Origin of the sequence: Streptacidiphilus sp. BW17 (assembly GCF_041262485.1) — a bacterium.
GTDB lineage: Bacteria > Actinomycetota > Actinomycetes > Streptomycetales > Streptomycetaceae > Streptacidiphilus.
In genome coordinates, this window is the sequence record NZ_JBGCCR010000017.1 from 78462 (window position 1) to 101763 (window position 23302).

General features: G+C 73.1%; 23 protein-coding genes. 19 read left to right on the top strand and 4 right to left on the bottom strand.

Translation table 11 applies throughout. The annotated features are described in order from the left end of the window. Positions 1–124: 124 nt before the first annotated feature. The 3 genes from ABH940_RS21410 to ABH940_RS21420 all read left to right on the top strand — a co-directional run bounded on the left by ABH940_RS21410 (position 125) and on the right by ABH940_RS21420 (position 2625). On the top strand, positions 125–640 hold the full coding sequence (locus ABH940_RS21410) for a universal stress protein (RefSeq protein WP_370062090.1): 516 nt from the start codon (positions 125–127) through the stop codon (positions 638–640). Between the two features lie 249 nt (positions 641–889). Then, entirely contained in the window at positions 890–1630 is a 741-nt protein-coding gene (locus ABH940_RS21415; RefSeq protein ID WP_370105975.1) for an SDR family oxidoreductase, read from the top strand. Between the two features lie 32 nt (positions 1631–1662). Further along, on the top strand, positions 1663–2625 hold the full coding sequence (locus ABH940_RS21420) for a sigma-70 family RNA polymerase sigma factor (RefSeq protein WP_370062094.1): 963 nt from the start codon (positions 1663–1665) through the stop codon (positions 2623–2625). Between the two features lie 138 nt (positions 2626–2763). Here the strand turns inward: ABH940_RS21420 and ABH940_RS21425 are convergent, their stop codons facing one another. Beyond that, the gene (locus ABH940_RS21425; protein WP_370062096.1) at positions 2764–3243 is read right to left on the bottom strand and encodes a pyridoxamine 5'-phosphate oxidase family protein; all 480 of its coding nucleotides are present in this window, start codon (positions 3241–3243) and stop codon (positions 2764–2766) included. Positions 3244–3390: 147 nt separating this feature from the next. On the opposite strand from ABH940_RS21425, the gene ABH940_RS21430 reads away from it, so the two are divergent. Together ABH940_RS21430 and ABH940_RS21435 are read left to right on the top strand one after the other, a co-directional pair. Beyond that, a complete protein-coding gene (locus ABH940_RS21430; protein WP_370062098.1) occupies positions 3391–4203 on the top strand; it encodes an enoyl-CoA hydratase/isomerase family protein in 813 nt (270 codons plus the stop codon). Positions 4204–4278: 75 nt separating this feature from the next. Next, on the top strand, positions 4279–5064 hold the full coding sequence (locus ABH940_RS21435; RefSeq protein ID WP_370062100.1) for a methyltransferase domain-containing protein: 786 nt from the start codon (positions 4279–4281) through the stop codon (positions 5062–5064). 25 nt (positions 5065–5089) lie between these two features. On the opposite strand, the gene ABH940_RS21440 is transcribed toward ABH940_RS21435, so the two are convergent. The 3 genes from ABH940_RS21440 to ABH940_RS21450 all read right to left on the bottom strand — a co-directional run bounded on the left by ABH940_RS21440 (position 5090) and on the right by ABH940_RS21450 (position 7413). Next, entirely contained in the window at positions 5090–5311 is a 222-nt protein-coding gene (locus ABH940_RS21440; RefSeq protein ID WP_370062102.1) for a TrfB-related DNA-binding protein, read from the bottom strand. An 87-nt stretch (positions 5312–5398) separates the two neighbouring features. Beyond that, positions 5399–6580, bottom strand: coding sequence for an MBL fold metallo-hydrolase (locus ABH940_RS21445; protein ID WP_370105998.1), 1182 nt, complete (start codon positions 6578–6580; stop codon positions 5399–5401). 380 nt (positions 6581–6960) lie between these two features. Then, positions 6961–7413, bottom strand: a complete 453-nt coding sequence (locus ABH940_RS21450; protein WP_370062104.1) for a MaoC family dehydratase — start codon at positions 7411–7413, stop codon at positions 6961–6963. Between the two features lie 358 nt (positions 7414–7771). Between ABH940_RS21450 and ABH940_RS21455 the strand changes: the two genes are divergently transcribed. The 14 genes from ABH940_RS21455 to ABH940_RS21520 all read left to right on the top strand — a co-directional run bounded on the left by ABH940_RS21455 (position 7772) and on the right by ABH940_RS21520 (position 23265). Continuing rightward, positions 7772–8560 (top strand): hypothetical protein, encoded by a 789-nt coding sequence (locus ABH940_RS21455; RefSeq protein WP_370062106.1) that lies wholly within the window; start codon positions 7772–7774, stop codon positions 8558–8560. 250 nt (positions 8561–8810) lie between these two features. Continuing rightward, positions 8811–9374 (top strand): hypothetical protein, encoded by a 564-nt coding sequence (locus ABH940_RS21460; RefSeq protein WP_370062108.1) that lies wholly within the window; start codon positions 8811–8813, stop codon positions 9372–9374. Beyond that, the gene (locus ABH940_RS21465; protein WP_370062110.1) at positions 9368–10333 is read left to right on the top strand and encodes a hypothetical protein; all 966 of its coding nucleotides are present in this window, start codon (positions 9368–9370) and stop codon (positions 10331–10333) included. Before ABH940_RS21460 ends, ABH940_RS21465 begins: the two co-directional genes overlap by 7 nt. Positions 10334–10567: 234 nt before the next feature. Further along, a complete protein-coding gene (locus tag ABH940_RS21470) occupies positions 10568–11248 on the top strand; it encodes an SAF domain-containing protein (protein ID WP_370062112.1) in 681 nt (226 codons plus the stop codon). Further along, positions 11248–12576 carry a hypothetical protein gene (locus tag ABH940_RS21475; RefSeq protein WP_370062114.1) on the top strand — a complete coding sequence of 443 codons (1329 nt, stop codon included), beginning with the start codon at positions 11248–11250 and terminating at the stop codon, positions 12574–12576. The genes ABH940_RS21470 and ABH940_RS21475 overlap by 1 nt, the downstream gene beginning before the upstream one ends. Next, on the top strand, positions 12566–14173 hold the full coding sequence (locus ABH940_RS21480; RefSeq protein ID WP_370062116.1) for a CpaF family protein: 1608 nt from the start codon (positions 12566–12568) through the stop codon (positions 14171–14173). The genes ABH940_RS21475 and ABH940_RS21480 overlap by 11 nt, the downstream gene beginning before the upstream one ends. Further along, a complete protein-coding gene (locus tag ABH940_RS21485; RefSeq protein ID WP_370062118.1) occupies positions 14170–15159 on the top strand; it encodes a type II secretion system F family protein in 990 nt (329 codons plus the stop codon). Before ABH940_RS21480 ends, ABH940_RS21485 begins: the two co-directional genes overlap by 4 nt. Next, positions 15156–16064 carry a type II secretion system F family protein gene (locus ABH940_RS21490; RefSeq protein WP_370062120.1) on the top strand — a complete coding sequence of 303 codons (909 nt, stop codon included), beginning with the start codon at positions 15156–15158 and terminating at the stop codon, positions 16062–16064. Before ABH940_RS21485 ends, ABH940_RS21490 begins: the two co-directional genes overlap by 4 nt. 113 nt (positions 16065–16177) lie before the next feature. After that, positions 16178–16429 carry a hypothetical protein gene (locus ABH940_RS21495; RefSeq protein ID WP_370062122.1) on the top strand — a complete coding sequence of 84 codons (252 nt, stop codon included), beginning with the start codon at positions 16178–16180 and terminating at the stop codon, positions 16427–16429. After that, positions 16426–16818, top strand: coding sequence for a TadE/TadG family type IV pilus assembly protein (locus ABH940_RS21500; RefSeq protein WP_370062124.1), 393 nt, complete (start codon positions 16426–16428; stop codon positions 16816–16818). Before ABH940_RS21495 ends, ABH940_RS21500 begins: the two co-directional genes overlap by 4 nt. Continuing rightward, positions 16815–17240, top strand: a complete 426-nt coding sequence (locus ABH940_RS21505; RefSeq protein ID WP_370062126.1) for a pilus assembly protein — start codon at positions 16815–16817, stop codon at positions 17238–17240. Before ABH940_RS21500 ends, ABH940_RS21505 begins: the two co-directional genes overlap by 4 nt. A gap of 14 nt (positions 17241–17254) precedes the next feature. Then, on the top strand, positions 17255–17692 hold the full coding sequence (locus ABH940_RS21510; RefSeq protein ID WP_370062128.1) for a pilus assembly protein TadG-related protein: 438 nt from the start codon (positions 17255–17257) through the stop codon (positions 17690–17692). Continuing rightward, positions 17692–21288: a LysM peptidoglycan-binding domain-containing protein gene (locus ABH940_RS21515; protein ID WP_370105976.1), complete on the top strand. Its 3597-nt coding sequence runs from the start codon at positions 17692–17694 to the stop codon at positions 21286–21288. The genes ABH940_RS21510 and ABH940_RS21515 overlap by 1 nt, the downstream gene beginning before the upstream one ends. Positions 21289–21519: 231 nt before the next feature. After that, the gene (locus ABH940_RS21520; protein WP_370105977.1) at positions 21520–23265 is read left to right on the top strand and encodes a hypothetical protein; all 1746 of its coding nucleotides are present in this window, start codon (positions 21520–21522) and stop codon (positions 23263–23265) included. Positions 23266–23302 lie beyond the last annotated feature (37 nt).

A 23302-nucleotide genomic window follows, 5' to 3' on the forward strand; every position in this document is an offset into this window, starting at 1 on the left:
TCCAATGAATCCAAGAGAGATCACTCCGATAGCCAGGAACGTCGATAGCTTTTGGGGATTCTCGCCAACGAATGCCAATCCGACCCGTACCGGTCGGCAGTGTCAGCGAAAGAAGCGAAGCATCATGGCCCAGAACCGCGTCGTCGTGGGCGTCAACGGATCCGAGAGCAGCCTGGCCGCGCTGCACCGCGCCGCCGATGAGGCGCGCCGCCGGGGCGCCGTCCTGGTGCCGGTGCTGGTCTGGCACCCGGTCGGCGGCGAGATGGCCTACCGCAGCCACCCGTGTCCGCCGCTGCTGAAGCAGTGGGAGCAGGCCGCCTGCGACCGCCTCGACGCCGCCTTCGACCAGGCCTTCGGCGGTTGCCCGGCCGACCTGAAGGTCGAACCCCTGGTCGTCCGAGCCGAGCGGCCCGGTCCAGCCCTGGTGGAGATCGCCGACCGGCCCAGCGACCTGCTCGTGGTCAGCACGGGCAAGCAGGGCCGACTGGCCCGCCTGTTCCACGGCTCCGTCAGCCGCTACTGCCTGGCCCACGCGCGAGGTTCCGTCCTCGGCGTGTCCCCGACCGCCACGACGGAACCGACGCGCCCGGCCCAGGGCAGTGAGCCGTCGCGCCGCGCCACCTTGTCGACGGCTGCCTGACCCGGCCCCGAGCATGTGCTCGCCGTGGACCAGGCGGGGCTCCCGTCGCCTGGGGCGCAGGGAGCTGTACCACCGAGCGCAGGCTGAACCTCGTCAGGTTTCGAAGCAGTGGGCGTCCAGCGCCGGAGACCTGTGTCCGGGTGAGCTGAGCACTCCGCCGGAGGAATGCGGGAGCGGGCGACGGATTTTCGGGTTGCGGCTGGTCTGGATATCAATCGATCCGACCAGTCCAGTCGCCAGGAGAATCCGATGTCCGCTCCCCTTCAGACCGCACTCGTCACCGGCGCGAGCCGCGGCTTCGGCCGCGCCATCGCCGCCGCACTCGTCGCGGGCGGAGCCCGCGTCCTCGGGGTCGCCCGGAACGAGACCGAGCTCGCCACCGTGCGCGACGAGCTCGGCGCCAACTTCGTACCTGTCGTCGGCGACGCCACCGACGACGCGCTCGCCCACCGGATCCTGGGCGAGTACCGCCCCGACCTGCTCGTGCTCAACGCCGGCGCGGCGCCGCATCTCGGGGCCCTGCACGAGCAGACCTGGGAGACCTTCAACACCAACTGGAACGTCGACACCCGGCAGGCCTTCGCCTGGACCCGCGCCGCGCTGCGGGCGCCGCTGGCGCCCGGCAGCGTCGTGGTGGAGATGTCCAGTGGCGCCGCGCTCAAGGGCTCCCCGCTGAGCGGCGGTTACGCGGCCGCCAAGGCGGCGATCCGGTACATCAGCGGCTACGCCGCGGACGAGTCGGCGCGGGCCGGGCTCGGGATCCGGTTCGTCGCACTCCTGCCGCAGCTGACGCCGACGGGGATCGGGTCGGACGGGGTCGACGGGTACGCCGCGCGGGCGGGCGTCGACCGGGAGACGTTCGTGAAGGGCCTGGAGCCGATCCTGACGCCGGAGCTGGTCGCGAAGGCGGTCCTCCAGGTCGCGACGGATCCGGACAGCTCGGCCGAGTACGCGGTCAGCGGAGCGGGGCTGCGCCCGCTCGACCGATAGCGCCCCGCCGGACCGGCCCTAGAGTGGACGTCATGGTCTCGGACCTCCAGTTCGCCGCGCTGACCGAGCCGTTCCGGCCGGAGCTGCTCGCGCACTGCTACCGGATGCTCGGCTCGATCCACGACGCCGAGGACCTGGTGCAGGAGACGTATCTGCGGGCGTGGCGCGGCTTCGACCGGTTCGAGGGCCGCTCCTCCGTCCGGCGCTGGCTGTACAAGATCGCCACGATGGCCTGCCTGACCGCGCTGGAGACGCGCACCCGACGCCCGCTCCCGTCCGGGCTCGGCGCGCCGGAGGACGACCACCGGGTCGCGGTCGCGGACCGGGAGCCGAGCGTGCCGTGGCTGGAGCCGGCGCCGGACAGCCTGCTGGGCGGAGGCGGTGACGACCCGGCGGCGGTCGTCGCCGCACGCAGCGGCGTGCGCCTGGCGTTCATCGCCGCGCTCCAGTTCCTCTCGGCGCGCCAGCGGGCGGTGCTGACGCTGCGTGACGTGCTGGCGTTCCGGACCGCCGAGGTCGCCGAGATGCTCGACACGAGCGTCGCGGCCGTCGACAGCGCGCTGCGACGCGCCCGCGCGACGCTCGCCGACGCCGGGCCTGTCGCCGACGACCTCGCCGAACCGGACGAGCCGGCGAGGCGCTCCCTGCTCGACGACTACGTGGACGCCTTCACCCGGGCCGACGCCGACGCGCTGGTGCGGTTGCTTCGCGCCGACGTCGAGTTGGAGATGCCGCCGATCCCGACCTGGTTCACCGGCCGCGTGGCCGTCACCGGCTTCCTGTCCGCGCGCGTCCTGCGGCCGGGCCTGTGGCGGATGTACCCGACCCGCGCCAACGGCCAGCCGGCCGTCGTCATCCGCAAACGCGACGAGGACGGGGCCTACCAGCCCTACGGGGTCCAGGTCCTGACCCTGATCGGCGCCCGGGTCGCACGCATCACATCCTTCAACGACCCGAGCCTGGTCCCACTCTTCAGCGCGGCCCGTGCTGTCTAGGGGCGCGGGGCGCGGGGCGCGAGGCTCTGCTTGAGGCTCGCACCGGCTTTTCTGGTCTTCACCCGGGCCGCGGGACGAGTGCCGCTCACGGCTCGACACAGCGACAGCAGGGCTGCGAGGAGGGATGGTCGGGCGGCTTCAGCGCGCGAAGTTGCCGCCGAGTTTGCGGAAGTCCCAGGAGGTGAGTGTCTCGGGCGTGAGCCGGAGCCAGGCGTGGCGGCCGTCGTGGAACATGGTCGCACCGAAGCCGTACTTGACCGCGAAGACCTTCTCCACCGCTTCCAATTCCGGCACCGGCGCGCCCGTGCCGGTGCGCGGTGCCTCGCCGACGCGTTCCACCCGGCCGGTGAGCTCGACGCCGCGCAGGTCGCCGTACTCCTCGCCGGTGTCGACGACGACGGCGATGCGTGGGTCACCCGCAAGTTCGGCCCAGCGGCGGCTGCGGGTGATCGAGTAGAGCCAGAGGCAGCCGCCGTCCCAGGCGAACCAGAGCGGGGTGGCGTGCGGGCGGCCGTCCACGGCGACGGTGGCGACCCGGCAGACGCGCTGCTCGGCGAGGAAGGCGTCGCGCTCCTCCGGGGACATCATGATGCGGCGTCCGTGTCGCTGGTCACGCATGCTGCGGCCCTTCCGTCCGTGCCTACAGGTGCGGGATGGTGGTGGTTGACGGTGCGTCAGACAGCAAGTAGAACCTGTTCTCGTTGAATGCGCCAGATCCTTCGAAGGCGCGGATTCCGACCACGACCGCGACCCGGGAGGCCGTGCATGGGACGCTTCGAGACGCTGGGATACGACCTCGGCACGGACGGTGTCGCCTGGGTGACCCTGGACCGGCCGGAGGTCCACAACGCCTTCGACGCCCGCATGCTCCGCGAACTGCGCACCCTCTGGCGCGAACTGCGCGAGGACGACGCGGTCCGGGTGGTCGTGCTGACCGGCGCGGGCGACCGCGCCTTCTGTACCGGCGTCGACCGCGGGGCGCTCGGCGACCCGGAACTCGCCATCGGACAACGCGGCGCGACGCCGCTGCACTTCGACGACCCCGGCGACTGGATCAGCCCGAAGACCGCGGGCGACCTGTGGAAGCCGGTCATCGCCGCCGTGAACGGCATGGCCTGCGGTGGCGCGTTCTACCTCCTCGGCCAAGTGGAGTTCATCATCGCCGCCGAGCACGCCACGTTCTTCGACCCGCACACCAGCTACGGCATGGCCTCCGTCTTCGAGTCGATGGCCATGCTGCAGCGCATGCCGCTCGGCGAGGTGATGCGGATGCAGCTGACCGGCAGTCACGAACGGCTCTCGGCACGGCGGGCGTACGAGATCGGGTTGGTGCAGGAGATCGTGCCGGGCGAGCGGCTGCGTGAGGCGGCGGCGCGCGTCGCGGCGGCGATCGCCTCGCAGCCGCCGCTCGCGGTCCAGGCGACGGTGCGGGCGGTCTGGTACGCGCAGGAGTTGGGGTACCGGCAGGCGCTGGAGGTGGCGAAGACGCTGATCCATGTCGGTAACGACCCGGCGTCACTGGCCGAGGGCCAGGCGGCGTTCGCCTCCGGCGCGCGGCTGCCGTGGCGACTGCGGTGACGGCTGCGCTGACGGATGCTTCTGCTGCCGCCGGACCCTGGTGAACGGTGGTACGCGGGACGTAGGTTGGCGATCATGACGGAGGAGTTCTCGTGGGAGACCGAAGCCGCCCGCTATGACGAGTCGCGTGGCGGGGAGGCGCGTGCGGAGTCGGCCGCGGCCGGGTTGGAGGCACTGCTGCCGGACGACGTGCGGCTGCTCGCGGACGTCGGCGGCGGGACAGGGATCATCGGCCGACGGCTGCGCAGGGACGGCCGGGACGGGCGCGGTAGCCGCGACGTGGTGGTCGTCGACCTGACGCACAACATGCTCGCCCAGGCCGCGCGGCGACTCCCCGGCGGCCGGGCGGTGCGCGCCTGCGCCGACCGCCTGCCTTTCGCGGACGGGACGTTGGACGCGGTCACCTGCGTCTGGCTGCTCCATCTGGTGCCCGACAGCGGCCCGTTGATCGCCGAGTTCGCCCGGGTGCTGCGGCCGGGCGGAGTGTTGGCGACCACGGTCGACAAGGACGCGTGCCACAACGTCGGCAGTGACATCGACGAGGTGCTCGGCGACCTTCGGCCGCATGTCGACAACGCCGTCGGTCGCGCCGAGCCGGACGCGCGGCACCGCGTCGTCTCCTTCGGTGCGGCGGTGGGCCTTGCGCCCGTGGGGGAGTCGTCCTTCGTTTCCCCGGGGCGCGGCCCGTCCCCGGCGGCGGTCGTGGACCTCATCCGCCGGGATCGGTACCAGTTCTGGGCGCGGCGTCTCGGTGCCGGGGACCGTGACACGATCCTCGACGGGCTGGCCGCCCTTCCCGACCAGGACCGCAGGCGTCCGGACCCGACGTTCCGGCTGCTCGCGCTGTGCAAGGCCGCCTGACCGATGTCGGGACCGGGTGTTCCGGCTAGACGGCTGCCATCATCTTCTGGATCGCCTGGCGGCTGACGCCCAACTCCCGGGCCACGTCGGCCTGGGAGAAGCCCTCGGCGAGGAGCCGGTCGATCAGCTTGCGCCGCTCGCGGCTCAACCGCAGGGCCTCGCTGTGGTGCTCGACGGCCTTGGCCCGAACCTGCTTGAGCTCTTCGAAGAGGTCCGCATGCGCTGCGGACTCGATCTGCTTCACCATGCGTCCAGTATGACAACCCCTGGTTGTCAGTGTCAACCAGGGGTTGTCAGGCCTGGCATGGTTGCGGGCCATGGCATGGGTTGCCGGTCAGACCGTGGGCGCGCCGACCTGGGTGTCGTCGTCCGGGTCGCGGTCCTCTGTCCGGTCCAGGACCTCGGTCTCCGCCGTCGGGTCGACCGTTCCGGCGGCGAGGGTACCGTCGTCCGCGCCCGAGGCGGCGACCGCTCGCCACCACGGGCGCTGCGGCAGTGGCTCGCCGGGCTCGAAGGGCTCGCCGGGACGTGGGGTGGCCAGCGGGACGTCGTGGGCGATCGCGGCGGCCAGGGTGCGCTCGGCCGGCTCCTCCCAGCTGTGCGGGGCCAGGTCGAAGGTGCACCAGTGGATCGGCAGCAGGACGCCGCCGCCCAGGTCGAGGTGGGCGCGGACGCCCTCCTCGGGCGTCATGTGGACCTGCGGCCAGAACTCGCCGTACGCGCCGACCTGGATCATCGCCGCGTCGAACGGCCCGTGCTGTGCGCCGATCCCGGCGAAGCCGGGGAAGTAGCCGGTGTCGCCGCTGTGGAAGACGCGGTGCTCGCCGCCGGCGACCACCCAGGACGCCCACAGGTGCAGCGGGCTGGGGCGCGGCCCGCGCGAGCAGTAGTGCCGGGCCGGCGTCGCGGTCAGCGTCAGCCCGGCGACCTCGGCGGACTCGTGCCAGTCCAGCTCCACGATCCGGTCCGCGGGGACGCCCCAGAACTCCAGGTGCGCGCCGACGCCCAGCGGCGCGGCGAAGACCGCGTCCGATCCGGCCAGCATCCGCACGGTGGGCATGTCGAGGTGGTCGTAGTGGTCGTGGGAGATCACCACGACGTCGACGGCGCCGAGCTCGGCCGGCGGGATCGGGTTCGGGTGCAGGCGACGCGGTCCGATGCCGGGGACGGGTGCGCAGCGCTCGCCGAAGACGGGGTCGAACAGGACGCGCCTGCCGCCGATCTCCGCCAGCACGCCCGCGTGGCCCAGCCAGGTCAGCCGCAGGCCGGTGACGGGTGGCACGGCCAGCTGCTCGGCGGTCAGCCGGTGCACGGGGATGGCCTGCGCCGGGCGGCGTCGGGCGCGGTTCTGCGTCATGGCCGCGCGGATGTTGTTGAAGCCCGAGCCGGGCAGCAGACGATCGGTGGGGACCGGGTTGCGGAAGGCACCGTCGACGAAGTTCGGCGAGCGCATGATCCGGGCCAGCCGTTCGCCGGTCGGTTCGGCGCCGAAGCCCTCCGGGCGGACCCGTCTGATCAGCGAGACCGAGAGCGAGCCGAGCGTGGACCGGTCGGTCGCTGAGATGGACCGGTCGGTCGGTGAAGCGGTGGACTCGGGACGGGCGGGACCGGGCACGGCACCTCCAGGCGACGCGCGAGGGACGCGCGATCCCTCTGGGCGATCTTTCGGGTCGATACGTCGGACGATCTGCAGTCTGCGCCTCGTTGCTACTCGAAGCTCACTCGAACGTCGAGTGGACGCCCGATGTGACGTCTGACTCGGCGGTCGCAGCAACGTGCGAAGCAAACGTTCGCGGCGCCTTACGCAGCGTACCCGGATGATCGCCCGCGTACCGGGGACGATCATCCGGACCCGGTGCCCGGTCCCGGCGGGGTCACCGCCGGGTTGCCCGTCCGTCAGGCGTAGAAACGGGTGATGGTGTCCGCGACACAGTGCGGCTTGCCGCCGTCCTTGCCGCTGATCGTGAAGCGGACCACGGCCTGGAGCCCGCCGGTGACCTCGGTCGCGGAGACCAGTTCGGCGGTCGCCCGAACGGACGAGCCCACCGGGACCGGGGCCGGGAAGCGGACCTTGTCCGAGCCGTAGTTCACGGCCATCCGGATGCCCTCGACGCCGTAGCACTCCTTCGCCAGCACGGGGATCAGGGAGAGCGTCAGGTAGCCGTGCGCGATCGTGGTCCCGAACGGCCCGTCCTTGGCGCGCTCCGGGTCGACGTGGATCCACTGGTGGTCGCCGGTGGCCTCGGCGAACAGGTCGACCCGCTTCTGGTCGACGACGTGCCATTCGCTGGTGCCGAGTTCGGTGCCGACGGCTGCGGCGAGGTCTGCGAGGGACGCGAAGATGGTCATGGAACCGGAGCGTAGCCCTCGGTCACGGCCACCTGAATGTGGCGCAGCTCACATGCGCGGGCGGCACGTGCGCCCCCTCGATGCACACGGCGTACGCCGCCAGCCGCGGACGCATCCGCGCACCTTCCCGCACGCCTTCGCTCGGACCGCACGCCACCATCCGGGGTTTTCCCTCCGGGCCAGGGGGTACAGGGAGCTGGCAGGCGGATGTGGCTGGTGGGAACCGGTGCGAGGACGCGCGGTGGCCGGTCGGTGTCCGCGGGGGCCTGCGGATCTGACGGTGGAAAACCGACGGCAGCGGTGCCTCGAACGACGGGTCCGACCCGGCGCCGGGCTTGGGGGTGTGGTGGATCTCGCGGTGGAGCTGGTGCTCCTGGGGGCGGAGTGCCCGGACGAGCGTGCGTTCGGCGGGTCGCTGGGCGCTGCCGAGGGTGCGCAGCGCTTCTGGCGTGCGGTGACCGGCACACTGCTGGACGCCGGGCCCGGTCGCTGCCGGGTCACCTCCGTCCATCCCGAGGCGGACGCCAACGCGATGCTGTCGGCGCTCAAGGAGGCGGCCTCGCGCGGCGGACGGCTGCTGGTGGTCTACCTCGGCGGTCAGTTGGCCTGGGACGAGCGCAGGCGGCGTCCCGCGCTGGTGACGGCGGGCAGCCTGCGGGAGAACGCGGCCCGGCGCGGCCTGCCGTGCGACTGGGTCACCAGCGCGATGGCGCACGGCACGCAGCAGGAGGCACTGCTGGTGCTGGACCTGGCCGCCGATTCGGTCGCCTGGCAGGAGTGGCCCGCCTGGGCGGAAGCCGAGCTGGAGGTTCCCGCCTGGGGTCGGGTCGTCCGCTACGACGCGCATCGGCGGGGGCGCGGGGCCGAGGACATGTGCGCCGGGGCGCTCGCGGAGGAGCTCACCGAGCTGCTGGACGCAGGCGCGCCCGGTGCGCCCGCCGCGCTCGACGTGCGGGAGCTCGACGCGCGGCTGGAGCTTCTCGGATGCCTGGGCGCGCGTCCGGAAAGGCGCGTTTCGCACGCGCGTGAGCGGGGCGCGCGGGTGGCGGGCGCTCCGATCCATCACATCGGCCCGCCGGGGGAGTGCAGGTTGTTGCTGCGCAACCGGTCGGTGCTGCGCGGGGCGCTGCGCTCCGTCTCGCGGTGAACGGAAGCGAAAATGCCCCGGGGCATTGACGTGCGCATTACGACGGGGAGAATTTCAGCCACATCCGGGGACAGCGGACGCTGTGAGGCATAGGGTGCTGAACACCGTCAATCTGGGAATCGACGGCAAGGGGGGAGCCATGCGGCGCCTGGGTACCGTGCTCCGAAACCGCCCTTCACACCGCGTCTCTGACGACACGTCAACTGGGGCCGCACGCCCGCGCGGACCGGTTCCCGCCGCGGTCAAGGCCGTGGTCGCCGCCTCGGCTGCGTTCTCCGTGGCCGTGCTCGCCGGCTGCGGCAGCGGTGGCAGCGCGGAGACGCTGAACGGCGCGCCCTCGAAGGAGGCCACGCCCCCCGCACCCGCCGGGCTTGCCGCGCCCAGCGTCGCCGGGCCCGACGCGGACTTCGTGCTCCGCGCCTACGCGGGCTACTGGGCGGCCCAGGTGCGCGCCATGTCCACCGGCCAGGCGGACGGGAGCGACCTGTCCACCTACGCCACCGGCGAGGCGCTGAGCGACAGTTACGCCGACGTGGTCCGGCTCGTCGGCGGCGGCCTGCGGATGCGCGGAGCTCCGGTCTCCGACCCGAAGGTGACCTCGGTCGGGGCGCTGTCCGGCGCGTCCGGGGTCGACCAGGCCACCGTCGTCGACTGCCTCGACGTCTCCGGCTGGCACCAGGTGCTCGCCTCCAGCGGGCGGACCGACGAGCCGGCGACGCGGCTGACGCGCTATCAGGTCGTCGCTACCGCACGCACCGTCAGAGGAGTGTGGATGATCTCCCAGATCACGCGCGAGACGGACAAGCCATGCTGACCCCGACGTCGACCCGGCCCTCTCCCCGTGCGGTGACGTCCACCGTGACGCGCATGGCCGCCGCGCTGCTGCTGGTCCTCGGCGGTGTGGTGGGCGGGGTGATGGGCGCGGCCGGTGCCGCGCACGCGGCCGTGTCGCCGTGCGCCAACTCCTACGTCTGCGTCGTCGTCGGGACCCCGGGGTCCGGCGGCGGTGCGCAGGGCGGCGGAGGCTCCGGCGGCGCCGGAGGCGGGAACGGGGCCTGCTACTACCAGAACCAGGTCGAGCCCTGCTACATCCCGGGCATCGGCGCGCTCGACTCCGGCGACGGCTGTTACTACATCCAGATGCAGCCGCAGCCCCCGGCCGGTGACCCGCTCTGGCAGGGGCACAAGCCGGGCGACGGTGCGATCTACGTCCGCACCTGCGCGCTCAGCGGCGGCGGGGGCACGGTCAGCCTCTGGATGGCCGCCGGTCCGCCCGCTCCGGTGCAGGTGACGCCCGCTCAGCTGGCGCACATGGCCGTGGCCAAGCTGCCGCTGCTCCCGGCCCAGCCGGAGACGGCACCAGGCAACGGAAAGCCCGGCCTCGTCAACACGCCGGTCATGCTCTGGCTCAACCCGGGCAACGGCAAAGGTGACTACGGCGACACCTATGCCTCGGCCGCAAAGCCGTTGACGGTGACCGCGAGCGTCCCTGGTCTGTCGGTGACCGCCACGGTCTGGTCGCCCAAGGTGACCTGGCAGATGGGCGACGGCGGGACCGTCGTCTGTCCGGACGCGGGGACGGCGTACACCGGGACGCTCGTCAACGGCTGCACCTACAGCTACACCAAGGCCGCCGGCGCCTATGCCGTCAACGCTCTGGTCAGCTGGACCGTCAGCTGGTCGGGAGGCGGCCAGACCGGAACCTTCCCGATGGACGACGTGGCCAGCCAACAGACCACGCTCAAGGTGGACGAGATCCAAGTCCTCAACTGACGCACCAACGAACCTACGCATCAACGCACCAACACGCTTCACCGTACGGACCGCACCACACCCGCAAGGCACCGCACCCGCAAGGCACCGCACCCGCACGGCACGCACAGCACAGAACGGACCAAGGAAAGAGGCGAGACTCCGGTGGAAGCCCCCGCGTCCCCGACGCTCGAAGCAGGGCATCGCCCCGCAGCGCCGATACGCGCGCCCCAACGCCGCAGGCGCAGGCCCGCCGTGCTCGCGCTCGGAGTCGCCCTGATCGCGGCCGGAGGACTGGGCGGCAGCGCCCTCTACCTGACCACCGGTCAGCGCGTCGGAGTCCTGGCCCTCGCCCAGGACGTGCCGGTCGGCCAGCCGATCACCGCCGGTGACCTGACGGTGGTGCGGATCTCACTGGACCCCGCCCTCAAGCCGCTCAACTCCGACAGCCACGTGCTCGGCATGCGCGCCACCGCCGACCTCAAGGCCGGACAACTGCTCACCGGCGCGGACCTGACCAACGATCCGCTGGTCGACGCGGGGGAGCAGGTCGTCGGACTGGCCGCGAAGCCGACCCAGTTGCCCGCGTCCGGAGTGCAGGCGGGCGCGTGGGTGGTCATGGTCTTCACGCCGTCGGCGGTCGGCAACGGCAGCGCGACGGGCGGTTCGCCGACGACCGGTTCCACCGGCGGCGGCACGAACGGCTCGACCGGCACCAGCGGTTCGGGATCAGGAACCGCCGGGACCGGTGCCGCGCAGGTGCAGTCGATCACGCTTCGGGTCGTCGACGTCGGCCAACCCTCGCAGTCCGACGGCACGGTGGTGGTGGACGTCGCCGTGCCGCCGCAGAAGGCCGCCGCCGTGGCGGACCTGGCCGCGAGCGGCCGGTTCATGCTGCTGCTCGCCGCCGCCGGGGCGCAGGGAGGGGGTGGCTGATGGCGGTGGTCGCGATCACCGGCGGTCCCGGCGCGCCCGGGGCCACCAGCACGGCGCTCGCGCTGCTGCTCAACTGGCCGTTGGCAGAGCACCGGAGGGTGCTGCTGCTCGAATGCGATCCGGACGGCGGCGCGGTGCTCTCCGGCGCGTTGCAGGGCCAGGTCGGGGCGGGCGGCGGCCTGCGCAACCTGGCGCTGGCGGACCGGCGCGGGCGACTGCTCGAAGTCCTGTGGGAGCAGTGCCTCGACCTCTCTCCGGGCGGCACCGGCGACCGGCTGCTGCTGCCCGGCCTCACCGATCCCGCCCAGGCCCCCGCGCTCGCGTACACCTGGGAGCCGCTCGCGCACACCTGCCAGAGCCTGGACGCGTACGGCTGTGACGTCCTGGTGGACCTCGGCCGGTCCGGCATGAACGGACCCTCGGCGGTGATGGCGCATCAGGCGGACGCCGTCGTGACGGTGCTGCGCACCACCCTGCGCGGGCTCAGCTCCACGCAACCCCGGATCGCCGCGCTGGCGGCGGACCTCGCGACGCAGGGCACCGGCGCGGACACGCTCGGCCTGCTGCTGATCCAGGAGGGCCCGTACGCGTCGTCGGAGGTCTCCCGGGCGTTGGGGGCCCCGGTCGTCGGCGTCCTGCCGCACGCCCCGCGCGAGGCCCGGGTCCTCTCCGACGGCGGCCAGACCTCGGACCGGCGCTTCCAGCGCTCCGAGCTGATGCGCGCCGCGCGCTCGACGGCCGACGAGCTGCGGGCGTTGGTCGCCCGCCGCCGGGTGCGGCTGCGGCCCGCCGCGGGTCCCGCTGCGGCTCCCGTGGCAGCGAACGTGGCGCCGACCGTTGCGCCGACCGTGACACCCCCGGTCGTGTCCCCCGTGGCACCGCGTCAGGCAGCGGCGGACTTCCGAGAGTTCCCGGAGTTCCCGGAGTTCCCCGAGTTCCCGGCGCCAGCACCGGCATCGGCACCGACAGCACCTGGGCCCACCCCACCGCCCGTGCCTGCACCATTCCCTGAGCCAGCCCCGCAGGCGGCGTACCGCCCGGCGCAGGCAGCCTCCCCGGATCCGGTGCCGCCGCAGTACCCACCCGCGCCCCATTTGGCGATGCGGCCGATTCCCGTGCCCGACGCAGCCGTTGCGGCGCACCCCAGCGGTCTTGTGACGCCCGGCCAGGCGCTGCGACTCCAGGCGGTGCAGCAGACCTACGGGCCGGACCCTGGAACAGACGTGAATTCTCACCCTAAGCCTCAGGTTGATGCTCAGGCGCCGCCGCTTGCGGTCCACGCGCCACGGCCGCCCGTGCCCGGGGAGGTGTCGGCCCATGTCCGTTGAGTCGTTGAACCAGCCGTTGCCGCGGCAGCAGCTCGCCGGCCGACCCGCGAACGACCAGGCGAGTGGCTATCCGAACGGCCAGTTGACCGGTCAGGAGCCGGCGCCACAGCCGTCGCAGCCGCCGAACTTCCTGTTCGGAGCGGTCGTCGACGCCAAGGTCGCGCAGGAGCTCAAGCGCCAGGTCGCCGCCGAGCTGCACGAGCAGCTCAGCGCCTCGCCGGACGCCGCGACCGCAGACTCCGCGGGCCGACGGCAGCGCGGCAGGGCGCTGATCGAGGACGCCGTCGCCCGCTGGTCGGACGCCTACGCCGTCGCGCACGGCGTCACGCCCACGCGGGAGCAGGACCGGGCGTTGGCCGAGGTGGTCTTCGACCTGCTCTTCCGTGCCGGTCGGCTGCAGCCCTACCTGGACGACCCGGAGATCGAGAACATCCTGATCAACGGCTACGACGACGTGTGGATCTCGCGCGCGCACCAGCCGCTGCGCCAGGTCCCGCCGATCGCCGACAGCGACGAGGAACTGGTCGAACTGCTCCAGGAGTTGGCGCGCCGGCACGGCGGCGGCGAGCGCTCGCTGTCGACGGCCACGCCGACGCTCGCGCTCCGGCTGGAGGGCGGCATGCGGCTCCAGGCGATGACGCACGTCACCCCGCGCCCGTACGTGGCGATCCGCCGCCACCGCGTCCAGAACGCGACGCTGGGCGACCTGGTCCAGCTCGGCACCGTCGACTCGAGCATCGCCGCGTTCCTGGCGGCGGCGATCCGCGCGCGGAAGAACGTGATGATCACCGGCACCCAGGGCGTCGGCAAGACCAGTCTGCTGCGCGCCATGGCGGGCGAGATCCCACCGGACGAGCGGGTCGGCACGCTGGAGTCGGAGTTCGAGCTCTGGCTGCACACCCTCGGCCATCTGAAGCAGGTCGTGCCGATGGAGGCGCGGGAGGGCAACGGCGAACGGATCGACGGACGCGTCGCGGGCGAGGTCTCGATCGGCGAACTGATCCCGGCCGCACTGCGGATGACGCTGAGCCGGATCATCGTCGGCGAGGTCCGCTCCAGCGAGGTGGTGCCGATGCTCCGGGTGATGACCAACGGCGAGGGCGGCTCGATGTGCACGCTCCATGCCCGCACCCCGCACATGGTGGTCGACCGCATCGCCGAACTCTGCCTGGAGTACGGGGCACAGATGACCGACCAGCTCGCCTACCGGCTCACCGCCAACGCGCTGGACTTCGTGGTCCACGTGACCATGCTCGACGAGACCGGGATCGGCGGGAAGCGCCACCGCTTCGTCTCCCACATCCTTGAGGTCACCGGCCTCGGCGAGCAGGGACGGCCCGCGCTGAACACCGTCTTCGGGCCGCGTCAGGGCGGCGTCGACGCGCAGGGGCGGCAGATCTGGCCCGAGCCACGCGGCGTTCCGCAGACGCCTCCCGCCTGCCTGGACGACCTGCGCCGCTCCGGTTTCGACGCCTCGCTGCTGCGGAACCCTTACGGGACCTGGGCCGCACCGCTCGGACTGCGGATCGGCGGCGGCCGGGGCAGCGGCGTCGACGTTTCGTCCGGGCCCGACAGCGGAGTCGGGGGAGCGGTATGAGCGTGCTGCTCTGGGCCGGCTGCGGCGTGCTGCTCTGCGGCGGGCTGGTGGCGCTGATCGTCTTCGCGCGCGGCAGCGACATGCGACCCGAGGCCGGAGCCGAGCCCGAAGCTGGGCCCGGCTCCGAACGCCGCCGGTTCCGGCCGACCGGCCCTGTCGGGGTGCGGGGTCGCGTCCAACTCGTGGTGGCGATCGGCGGTGCGGCGTTCGGCTGGCTGCTGACCGGTTACGTGGTGGCGCTCGTGATCGTGCCGATGCTGGCCTTCGGCCTGCCGTGGCTGCTCGCCGCGACCATGCCCAGGACCGAGGCGATCGACCGGCTGGAGGCGCTGGCCGAGTGGACCCAGCGGCTCTCCGACGTGCTGCTGCTCGGCGTCGGGATGGAACAGGCCCTGATCGGCAGTCTGCGCACCGCGCCGGAGGCGCTGGAGAAGGAGATCGCCGACCTGGTCGGCCGGATCCAGTCGCGGATGAACCCGGAGGAGGCGCTGCGCCACCTCGGCGACCGACTCGGTGACGCGACGTCGGACAAGGTCCTGGCCGCGCTGCTGCTCCGGGTCAACGACCGTGGTCCCGGCCTCTCCAGGGCGCTCTCCGACCTGGCCGACTCGGTCCGCGAGGAGGTCCGGCAGCGCCGCGTCATCGAGGCCGACCGGGCCAAGCACCGGGCGACCGTGCGCTGGCTGGTGCTGATCTTGCTGGGCGCGGCCGTCGTGATGTCGCTCAACGCCTCCTACGTCGCCCCGTACGGGACGCCGATCGGGCAGGCGGTGCTGACCGCCGTCGTGTTCTGCGTTGTCGCCGTCGTCGGCTGGATGGCCCGGATGACGCTGCACCGGCCCGTCCCGAGGTTCCTGGAGGCGGACCGCCGCAGTCGCGTCTCCACGCGCGAACTGCTGCGCCGGGACGGAACCGCAGACTCGGACGCCGACAGTCTGGGCGCGATGACCGGGCGCCCGTGGGCAGGGCAGGGGGAGGCACGATGATCACGTGGCTGGTGGTGCTCGGCGGCGCGCTCGGCCTCGGTCTGGCGCTGCTGATCGCCGAACTACGGCCCGCACCGCCGCATCTGGAGACGGCGCTGAACCGCCTCAACCCCGGTCCCACCGCGCCGATCCGGCTGGGCGAGGCGGTGCCCGACTTCGGCGTCACCGCCGAGCCGGGCCTGCTCGACGGTCTGGGCCGCAGGCTGCGGGGGCTCGGTGTGCTCAGCGGCTTGACCCTCCCGGAGCGCGATCTGGCCCTGGTCGGGCGGACTCCGGAACGCCATCTGGCGCAGAAGCTGATCAGCTCCCTGCTCGGCCTGCTGGCCTTCCCCTACGGCATCGTCATTGCCCAACTCATCGGCCACCCACTGCCGTTCGCCGTCCCGGCGGTGGCGTCGCTCGGGCTCGGCGCGGTGATGTGGTTCCTGCCCGACCTTCTGCTGCGCGGTCAGGCGGACGAGGCCCGGATCGACTTCCTGCACGCCGTCGCCGCGTATCTGGAACTCGTCGCGCTGGAGCGGGCCGCCGACCGCGGACCGGCCGAGTCGCTGGAGCGGGCCGCCCAGGTCGGGCGCGGCCCGGTCATCCGGCGCATCGCCCAGGCGATGGAACTCGCCTCGCTGCAACGCCGCCCTCCCTGGGACGGTCTGGCGGACCTGGCCACCGAACTCGGCCTGACGCCGCTTCAGGACCTCGCCGACACGATGCGGCTCTCCGGCACCGACGGCACCGCGGTCTACAAGACGCTGCGAGCCCGGGCCGCCAACCTGCGCTCCGAACTGCTCTCCGACGAACTCGCCAAGGCCAACGTCGTGAGCGAACGGATGGTCGTTCCCGGCACGGCCCTGGTCATGCTCTTCACCGCCCTGGTCGGCTTTCCGGCCCTCTATCGCATGCTCCACTGATCGACCCGTGCCACATGCACGACCGGTGCCACATGCACGACCCGCACGACCCGCACGATCCGAAACACCCGCACCGCCCGCACCACCCCGAGAAGATCACGAAGGAGTACGTCATGTCCCGCGAACGTCGTCGTCCCGCCTCGCCGCCCACGTCCGAACGGCCCGACATGCCTGCCGCGTTGCTCCCCGTCGTCATGGCCGTGACCTTCCTGCAGGGCCGGGCCGAGAAGGCGCGGCGGACGGAGGACCTGGGTGCGCTCAGCTTCGAGCTGGTGCTGCTGGCCATCGGGCTGATCGTGGTCGCGACCACCGTGATCGGCGTGCTGGTGGCGGCAATCACCAACAAGGCCAGCAGCCTCAAGTGAGGCGGGCCGATCGCGGCTCGCTCTCCGTGGAACTGGTCTTCCTCTTCCCCGTCGTGCTGTTGATGGTCTTCCTGGTCGTTCAGGGGGCGTGCTGGTGGTACGACCGCCAGGTCGCCCTGAGCGCGGCCCGAGAGGGTGCGGCCATCGCCGCCGACACCCAGAAGGGCGGCCAGGAGCCGGTGGCCGCCGCCGTGGACTTCGTCGACACCAATGCCCTGCTCAACGGCGGCGCCTCCGTCCCGCCGCCCACGACGTCGGACAACGACACAAAGGTCACCATGACTGTCACCGTGCGGGTGAACTCGCTGCTGGGCCCCGTGTGGGGTGGCCCGGACATCACGGTGACGGCGACCGTCCCCCTCGAGCGGTTCGTGGGGGTGGGGCAGTGACCGGACTGGCCCACGGGCCGGGGCGGGAGCGGGGCTCGCTGTCGTTGGAGGCCGTGCTGCTGATGCCGGTCGTGACGGCGTTCTTCCTGTTCGCCGTGGCGGCCGGGATCAGGGAGCAGGACCAGGGCACCTTCGACCTCGCCGTCCAGGCGGCGGCGCGGGCCGCCTCGCTGGACCGGAACCCCGGGGACGCCGTCAACGCGGCCACCACCGCGGCCGACACCGTGCTGCAGAGCGAGGACCTCCAGTGCTCGAACCTCCAGGTCGCGCCGCCGGTGCGGCAGGCCGGGGCCTACGACGACTACCTGAAGGTGTCGGCCAGTTGCGACCTGAGCCTGGACATCGGCCTGCCGTTCCCGATCAGGACGACGGTGACCAGCGACTTCGCCTCGGTCGTCGACACCTACCGAGGGCAAGGGTAGGAGGTGCAGGGCGAATGCGGGACCAGGGGCGAATGCGGGACCGGGGTTCGTTGTCGCTGTTCTTCCTCGGGATCGCCCTGGGGTTCCTGGCGTTGACCGGTCTGGTGCTGGACGGAGGAGGCAAGGTGCTCACCGAGGAAAGGGCGGACGCCGTCGCACGCGAGGCGGCGCGCGCCGCATGCGAGCAGATCGACGTCAACGCCGTCCTCGGCGGGACCTACCAGATCGACCGGACGCGTGCGGCCGAGGCCTCGGCGGAGTACCTCGGCTTGGCGGGCATGAACGGCTCACCGCCGCAGTTCCCCGCCGGGGCGTGCTCGGTCGCGGTCACCACCACGTACCGGACGAAACTGCTCGGACTGATCGGCATCGATCAGATCACGGTCACCGGCCACGGCACCGCCGTGGCCTTCTACGGCATCACGGGTCCGGAGGGGTCGGTGGGGAACTGATGCTCCGCAACGTCGTTCGCGCGTGCTTCGCGTGCGTCACGCTGCTCGTGCTGATGATCGGCCTTCCGGTCGTGCTCGGCTTCGGCACGGTGACGGTCGTCCACGACGCCCGACCGGCAGGCGGGCTGGGTGGCCTGCTGACCTCGGGAGACCAAGGAAACCTTTTCCTGTGGGTGTTGGTGCTGGTCGGGTGGGTGGCCTGGCTCTCCTTCGCGGTCTCACTGCTGGTCGAGATCCCCGCGCAGTTGCGGGGACGGGTGCCACGCCGGCTGCCCACGCTCGGCTGGAGCCAGCGGCTGGCCGGCGGCCTGGTCGGCGCGATCCTCTCGCTGCTCCCGGTGGCGGGCACGGCGCTTGCCGCCGCGCCCGCGCCGCAGCTCGCGATCACCGCGCCGCACCTGCCGTCGTCGGCGGAACGGGCGACCGGAACTCCGGCGATGGCCCACTCTGCTGACGTCGCGTCGGTCGCGGAGCCGCACGGGGCGGGCGGCGTCGCGGACAGCGCAACCGGTCAGGGCGGACACCTCAGCTACACCGTCCGGTCGACCCGACCGGCCGAGAGCCTGTGGAGCATCGCGGACCAGTTGCTCGGGTCCGGCGAGCGCTGGCGGCAGATCGCTGCGCTCAACGAGGGCCGGGTGATGGACGCCGAGCACCGCGTCTTCGACGCGGAACGCCCGATCCAGCCCGGCTGGGTGCTGCTGCTCCCGTCCGACGCGAAACTGCCGAGCGGGGACGGCAGCGTGACGCCCAGCCACGCGCCCGGGCGGCCGGGCGAGGTGACGGTCCGTCCCGGCGACACCCTCTCCGGGATCGCCGAGAACACCATGGGCACGGCCTCGGACTGGCCCAAGCTCTTCGCCGCGAACCGGGGCGTCGCGGCCCCGGACGGAGACCGCCTGACGGACCCGAACCTGATCGAGCCGGGGATGCGGCTCACCGTTCCAGAGGCGAGCGCGCCGAGCGGTAGTCCGGACTCCGGGACCGCAACGGCCCCGCCGCCGACACCGGCTCCGAAGCCGCCTGTGGCGACGCCGCCCTCAACACCGCCCGCCACGCCGGCTCAGACCGCTGCGCCCTCCAGCCCTGCCACCTCAACGCCGACCTCCGCGCCTGCGTCCGACGCACCGACATCCAACGCACCGACATCCAAGGCACCGACATCGTCCGCGCCCGTCGGGAAGCCCGAAGGCATCCCGCACGCGACCGCCTCGCAGTCCCCGGAGGAGTTCGCGGTGGCGTCCGGGACCAGCGTGCTGGGGGCCGTGGTTCTAGGCGCGGTCGCCCTGCGTCGCTCCCGCAGGCGGAACGTGCCGCCGAGGCAGGGGGGTCAGCACCGGACGACGCGCGGGCCTCGCCCGACTCCCACGATCGACCCGGAGGCTCGCAGCGCCGCGCATCTGACGCCGGTTCCCATGCCGCTGCCCCCGTCCCTCGCCGGGGCGCCGCAGTCCGGGCCGCAGTCCGCGCCGCACGCCGCGTCGACTCCGGCCCCGGCGCCCGCCCCTGGCCCGGTCCCCGTCCCGCAACTCGGCGGCCAGGCCGGGCGTGACCTCGACCTGCTCGGCCGGGCGCTGCGCAGCATGGCCCGCAACGTCGCCCGGGAGGGCCGTCGGCTGCCGCCGCTGAACGTCGTCCGAGTGACGCCCGCGCACACCGTCGAGCTGCACCTGGTCGCTCCCGCGCCGCCGGTCGCGCCGTTCCGGGCCGCGCACGCCTCGACGGTGTGGTGGTGCACCGCCGACGCCCCCGGCCTGCTCGGGCCCGAGGCGGCGGCCGTGGTGCCCTCGCCGTATCCCGCGCTGGTCAGCCTGGGGGAGACGGACGACGGGGCCACGGTGCTGGTCGACCTGGAGGCGATCCGGCTGCTGCACATCTCCGGCGAACCGGACGACGTCTCCCGGGTGCTGCGGACGCTCGCGCTGGAGCTCACCTTCACCCCGCTCGCCGACCGGGTGGGCGTCCACGTCGTGGGCGTGGCCGCGGAGTTGGCGGCCGTGGCGGACGACCGGCTGGTCGTGCACGAGGATCTGGAGCACGCGGTTGCCGCGCTGCAACAGCGTGACGCCGCCGTCCGGTCCGCACTGGTCGAGGCCCAGGCGGCGACCCCGCGCGAGGCCCGCAGCCGTGGCATCGGCGGGGACGAGTGGGCGCCCGAGGTCGTCCTGTGCGCCGGTTACCCGACCGGCACGACGCCGGAGGCGCTCGGGAGGCTTCTCGACTCCCGTCCGCGCGGCAGCGTCGCCGTGGTGACCGCCGCGCCGCCGCCCGGCAGCGGTCCGGTGGCGCGCTGGACCCTGCCCGCCTCCGGTCGGGGCGTGGTGCCGGGACTGGGGATGGACCTGACCCTGCAGCGGCTCGACGACGAGTCCTACGACCGCTGGCTGCGCCTCCTCGGCGCGAACGTGGTCGATCCGGCAGTCGATCCGGCACCCGTCGCCGCCTCCGCTCCTGCCCCGGAGCCCAGTTGGCCCGAGGACGCCTTCGCGGACCTCTTCGACGACATCGACACGCCTGATGTCGCCGCGGACACCTCCGATGTGCCCGAGAGCCACGACCGCCCGCAGCGCTCCAGTGTGTGGAGCAGGCGAGACGTCGTCCCGACGCTGCGCGATCCCGACGCCGCGCCCCCGGACCCGCGCCTCGACCACCGCCTTGATCAGCCTGACAGTCCGCACGACACCCCGCCGGACAACCGGTCGTCCGACCGGTCGGACGCCCCTGGCGGGGACGACGACGCACGTCCCGCCGCCCGATTCGCCGTCACCGAACCGCCCGTACACGGAGCAGCGGTCGTTCTCCCGGACCGTCCGGGCCCGCTCCTCCCGGCAGCCAATCCGCCCGTCCCGAGCCTCGACCTCCCGCGCCTCGACGTCCCGACGCAGGGACGGCTGCCGAGCGACCCGTGGATCCTCGCCCTGCTCGCGACGCCGCCGACCTCCGCCACGCCCGCGCATCCGCAGCTCCGGCTGCTCGGACCGGTCGAACTGGTCGGCGCGGCCGGGCCGGTGGAGCCTGAGCGGCGTGCCGTGCTGATCGAGGCCGCCGCCCGTCGCTCGGTCGGGCCTGCCCAGGGCGCGTACGTCTCAGCCGACGCCATCGGACGGCTGCGGGAGTGGCTCGGCGACGGGCCGCACGGCCGCCCGGTCACCCTGCGCTGCGACTGGGACGACTTCCAGGCCCTCAGCGAGCGAGGACTTCGCGACACCGGGCCCGCCGCCGACACGGCCCTCGCGCGCGCCCTCGCGCTAGTGCGCGGCGCGCCGTTCGCGGAGGTCGCGTACCCGTGGGCGGAGCCGCAGCGCCGACGGATGGCCGCCGCGGTCGTCGACGTGGCCCACGAGCTGACGCTGCGTCGGCTCCAGGCCCGCGACCACCGGGGCGGCGAGGCGGCTGCCGCCCGTGGCCTGAGCGCCGATCCGGGTGCGGAGCTGCTGCTGCGCGACCTGCTCTGCCTGCACGCGGACGCGGGAGCCACCGCGGAACTCCGGTCCACCGTCGGCCGGCTGGAGGCGAAAGCGCTCCGTACCGGGCAGCCGCTGGAACCGGAGTCGGCCGCCCTTCTCGCCGAGCTGCGCAGTGCGTCGTTCAGCTGAGGGGGAGGGAGGGGGAGGAGCGGGCAACAATCGCAGTTTCTCCACAATGGCCGTGCGCGGGCCGCCGAAAGCCGAACGCGCCCGGGGGCCTGACCGATCCGAGAGGAAATGGGACGATAGCGCGCGGGACCGGCCAAGGCGGTTCGGTGCGCCCGAGGGTAGTGTGTCGCTCGGTGGGGCGTCAGGTCGCCCCAGCCCAGCGTGGGGTGCAGGCAACGGACGGGGTGGCGGATGGGCGGCGACGGGCTGCGCGGCCGGGTGCTCGTGATCGAGGGCGGCATCGGACGTGCCGCACGGCGGTTTCCGCCGCGTGAGGCGCGACCGGCGCCGGGGATGTCCTCGATCCTGGCGGCGCTGGCCCCACAGGTGCTGCTCGCCGCCGACGGCGTCGACATCGTCCACCTGCCCAAGGCCATGGACGCCGACGGCATTCGCGCCCACCTGCAGGCCTGCGTCCGCCACCCGGGACCGCTGCTGATCCATGTCGGCGGACACCTGGTCAAGGACCGCCGCACCGGCCTGCTCGACCTGGACCTCGGCGGCCACGGCCACACCTCCCGGCTGCCGTGGCGGGCCTTCGCGGAGGAACTGCGGCTGCGCTCCCTCCAGACCGGCACGCTGGTCATCGCCGACCTCAGCGCCGAGGAGGGCGCACTTCCCCAACTGCGCGTGCAGCCCTCCCCGTTGGGGGCGGGCCTGCCGCTGTGGGCGGCGGTCAGCCCGGACCCGCAGCAGGTCGGCATCTTCACCAAGGCCCTGGTCGAGGCGCTCCACGGCGGCCAGCCGGGCGCGGGCGAGCGGCTGACGCCGGAACAACTCCAGTACCAGGTCCACTCGGTGCTACGGCCCGAGACGCAGGTCGTCATCTCCCACGCACCGGGCTGGCAGATCTTCCGCAACACCTCCCGGCGTCTCGCCCCGACCATCGTCGACTCGCCGACCCCGGTTCCCGGCCCGACCCCAGTCTCGGTTCCTGGCCCGGTCGCTGGCCCGCCGCTGGTCCCAGGCCCGACCCCGGTCCCTGGCCCGCCGCCGGGAGCGCTGCGTCCGTCCTCGGTGACGATCGCCCCGGCCTCGGAGGAGGTGACCGTCGAGTTCCTCTCCCCGACGGCCACCAGTGCGGGAGGGCACACGCCGCCCGGCGTCGCGATACCGAGGGGCGTGGTGCCGACCGCTCCTCGGCTCCCCGCCGACGACATGCCGACCGCCCAGGTCCCCGTCGTGGTCATCCCCGCCGACGCGGTGCCCGCCGCAGTGCCGCCCGCCGATCCGGCACCCTTCGGCGTCGCGCCGTTCGACATGCCGCCGCTTCCGCCGCACTCGCCCACGGTCCACCTGCCCGACGAACCCGACCAGTTGGAGCAGTCGGACCGGTCCCACCCCTCCGGCGAGCCCACGGCCACGCTGCCGGCCACGCAGCAGGACCCGTCGGACTGGGCCGACGACGTCGAGCACGTCGACGAGGCCGACTCCGCTGGTGAGGCCGAAGAGACTGACGGGGCCGAGGCGTCGTCGACCCTCGCCGACCAGGACGACCTCGCGCCCTACCGCGAGGCCATCGGCACCATCGTCGCCGCAGCCGAGGCGGGCGAGCACGCCCAGGCCATCGCCGACGCCCAGTCGCTGGAGCGGCAGGCCATGCTTTCCCACGGGCCGGATGCCGAGCCGGTGTTGAAGCTCCGTCAGGTCCGTGCCCACGTCACCCGCATGGCCGGGCTGCAGTCCGATGCCACGCTGCTCTACCGGGACGTGGCGCTCAGCCTGCTGGACGCCCGCGGCCCGGAGAACCCGGAGACGCTCCAGGCCGCCGCCAACGCCGAGGCCTGCTGGCGTGCGATAGAGGACGACGCGGAAGCCCGCCGCATCGGCCCGGACCTCCTCCGCCTCCGCCAGGCCGTCCCAGACCCCCGCCGCCTCGCCGCGGTCGAACGCCACCTCGCCCGCCTCCGCGACACCAACCGCGCCGCCGCGTCCTGAGAACGCCTACGGTGCAGGCGACGCCCCCGCTGAACTT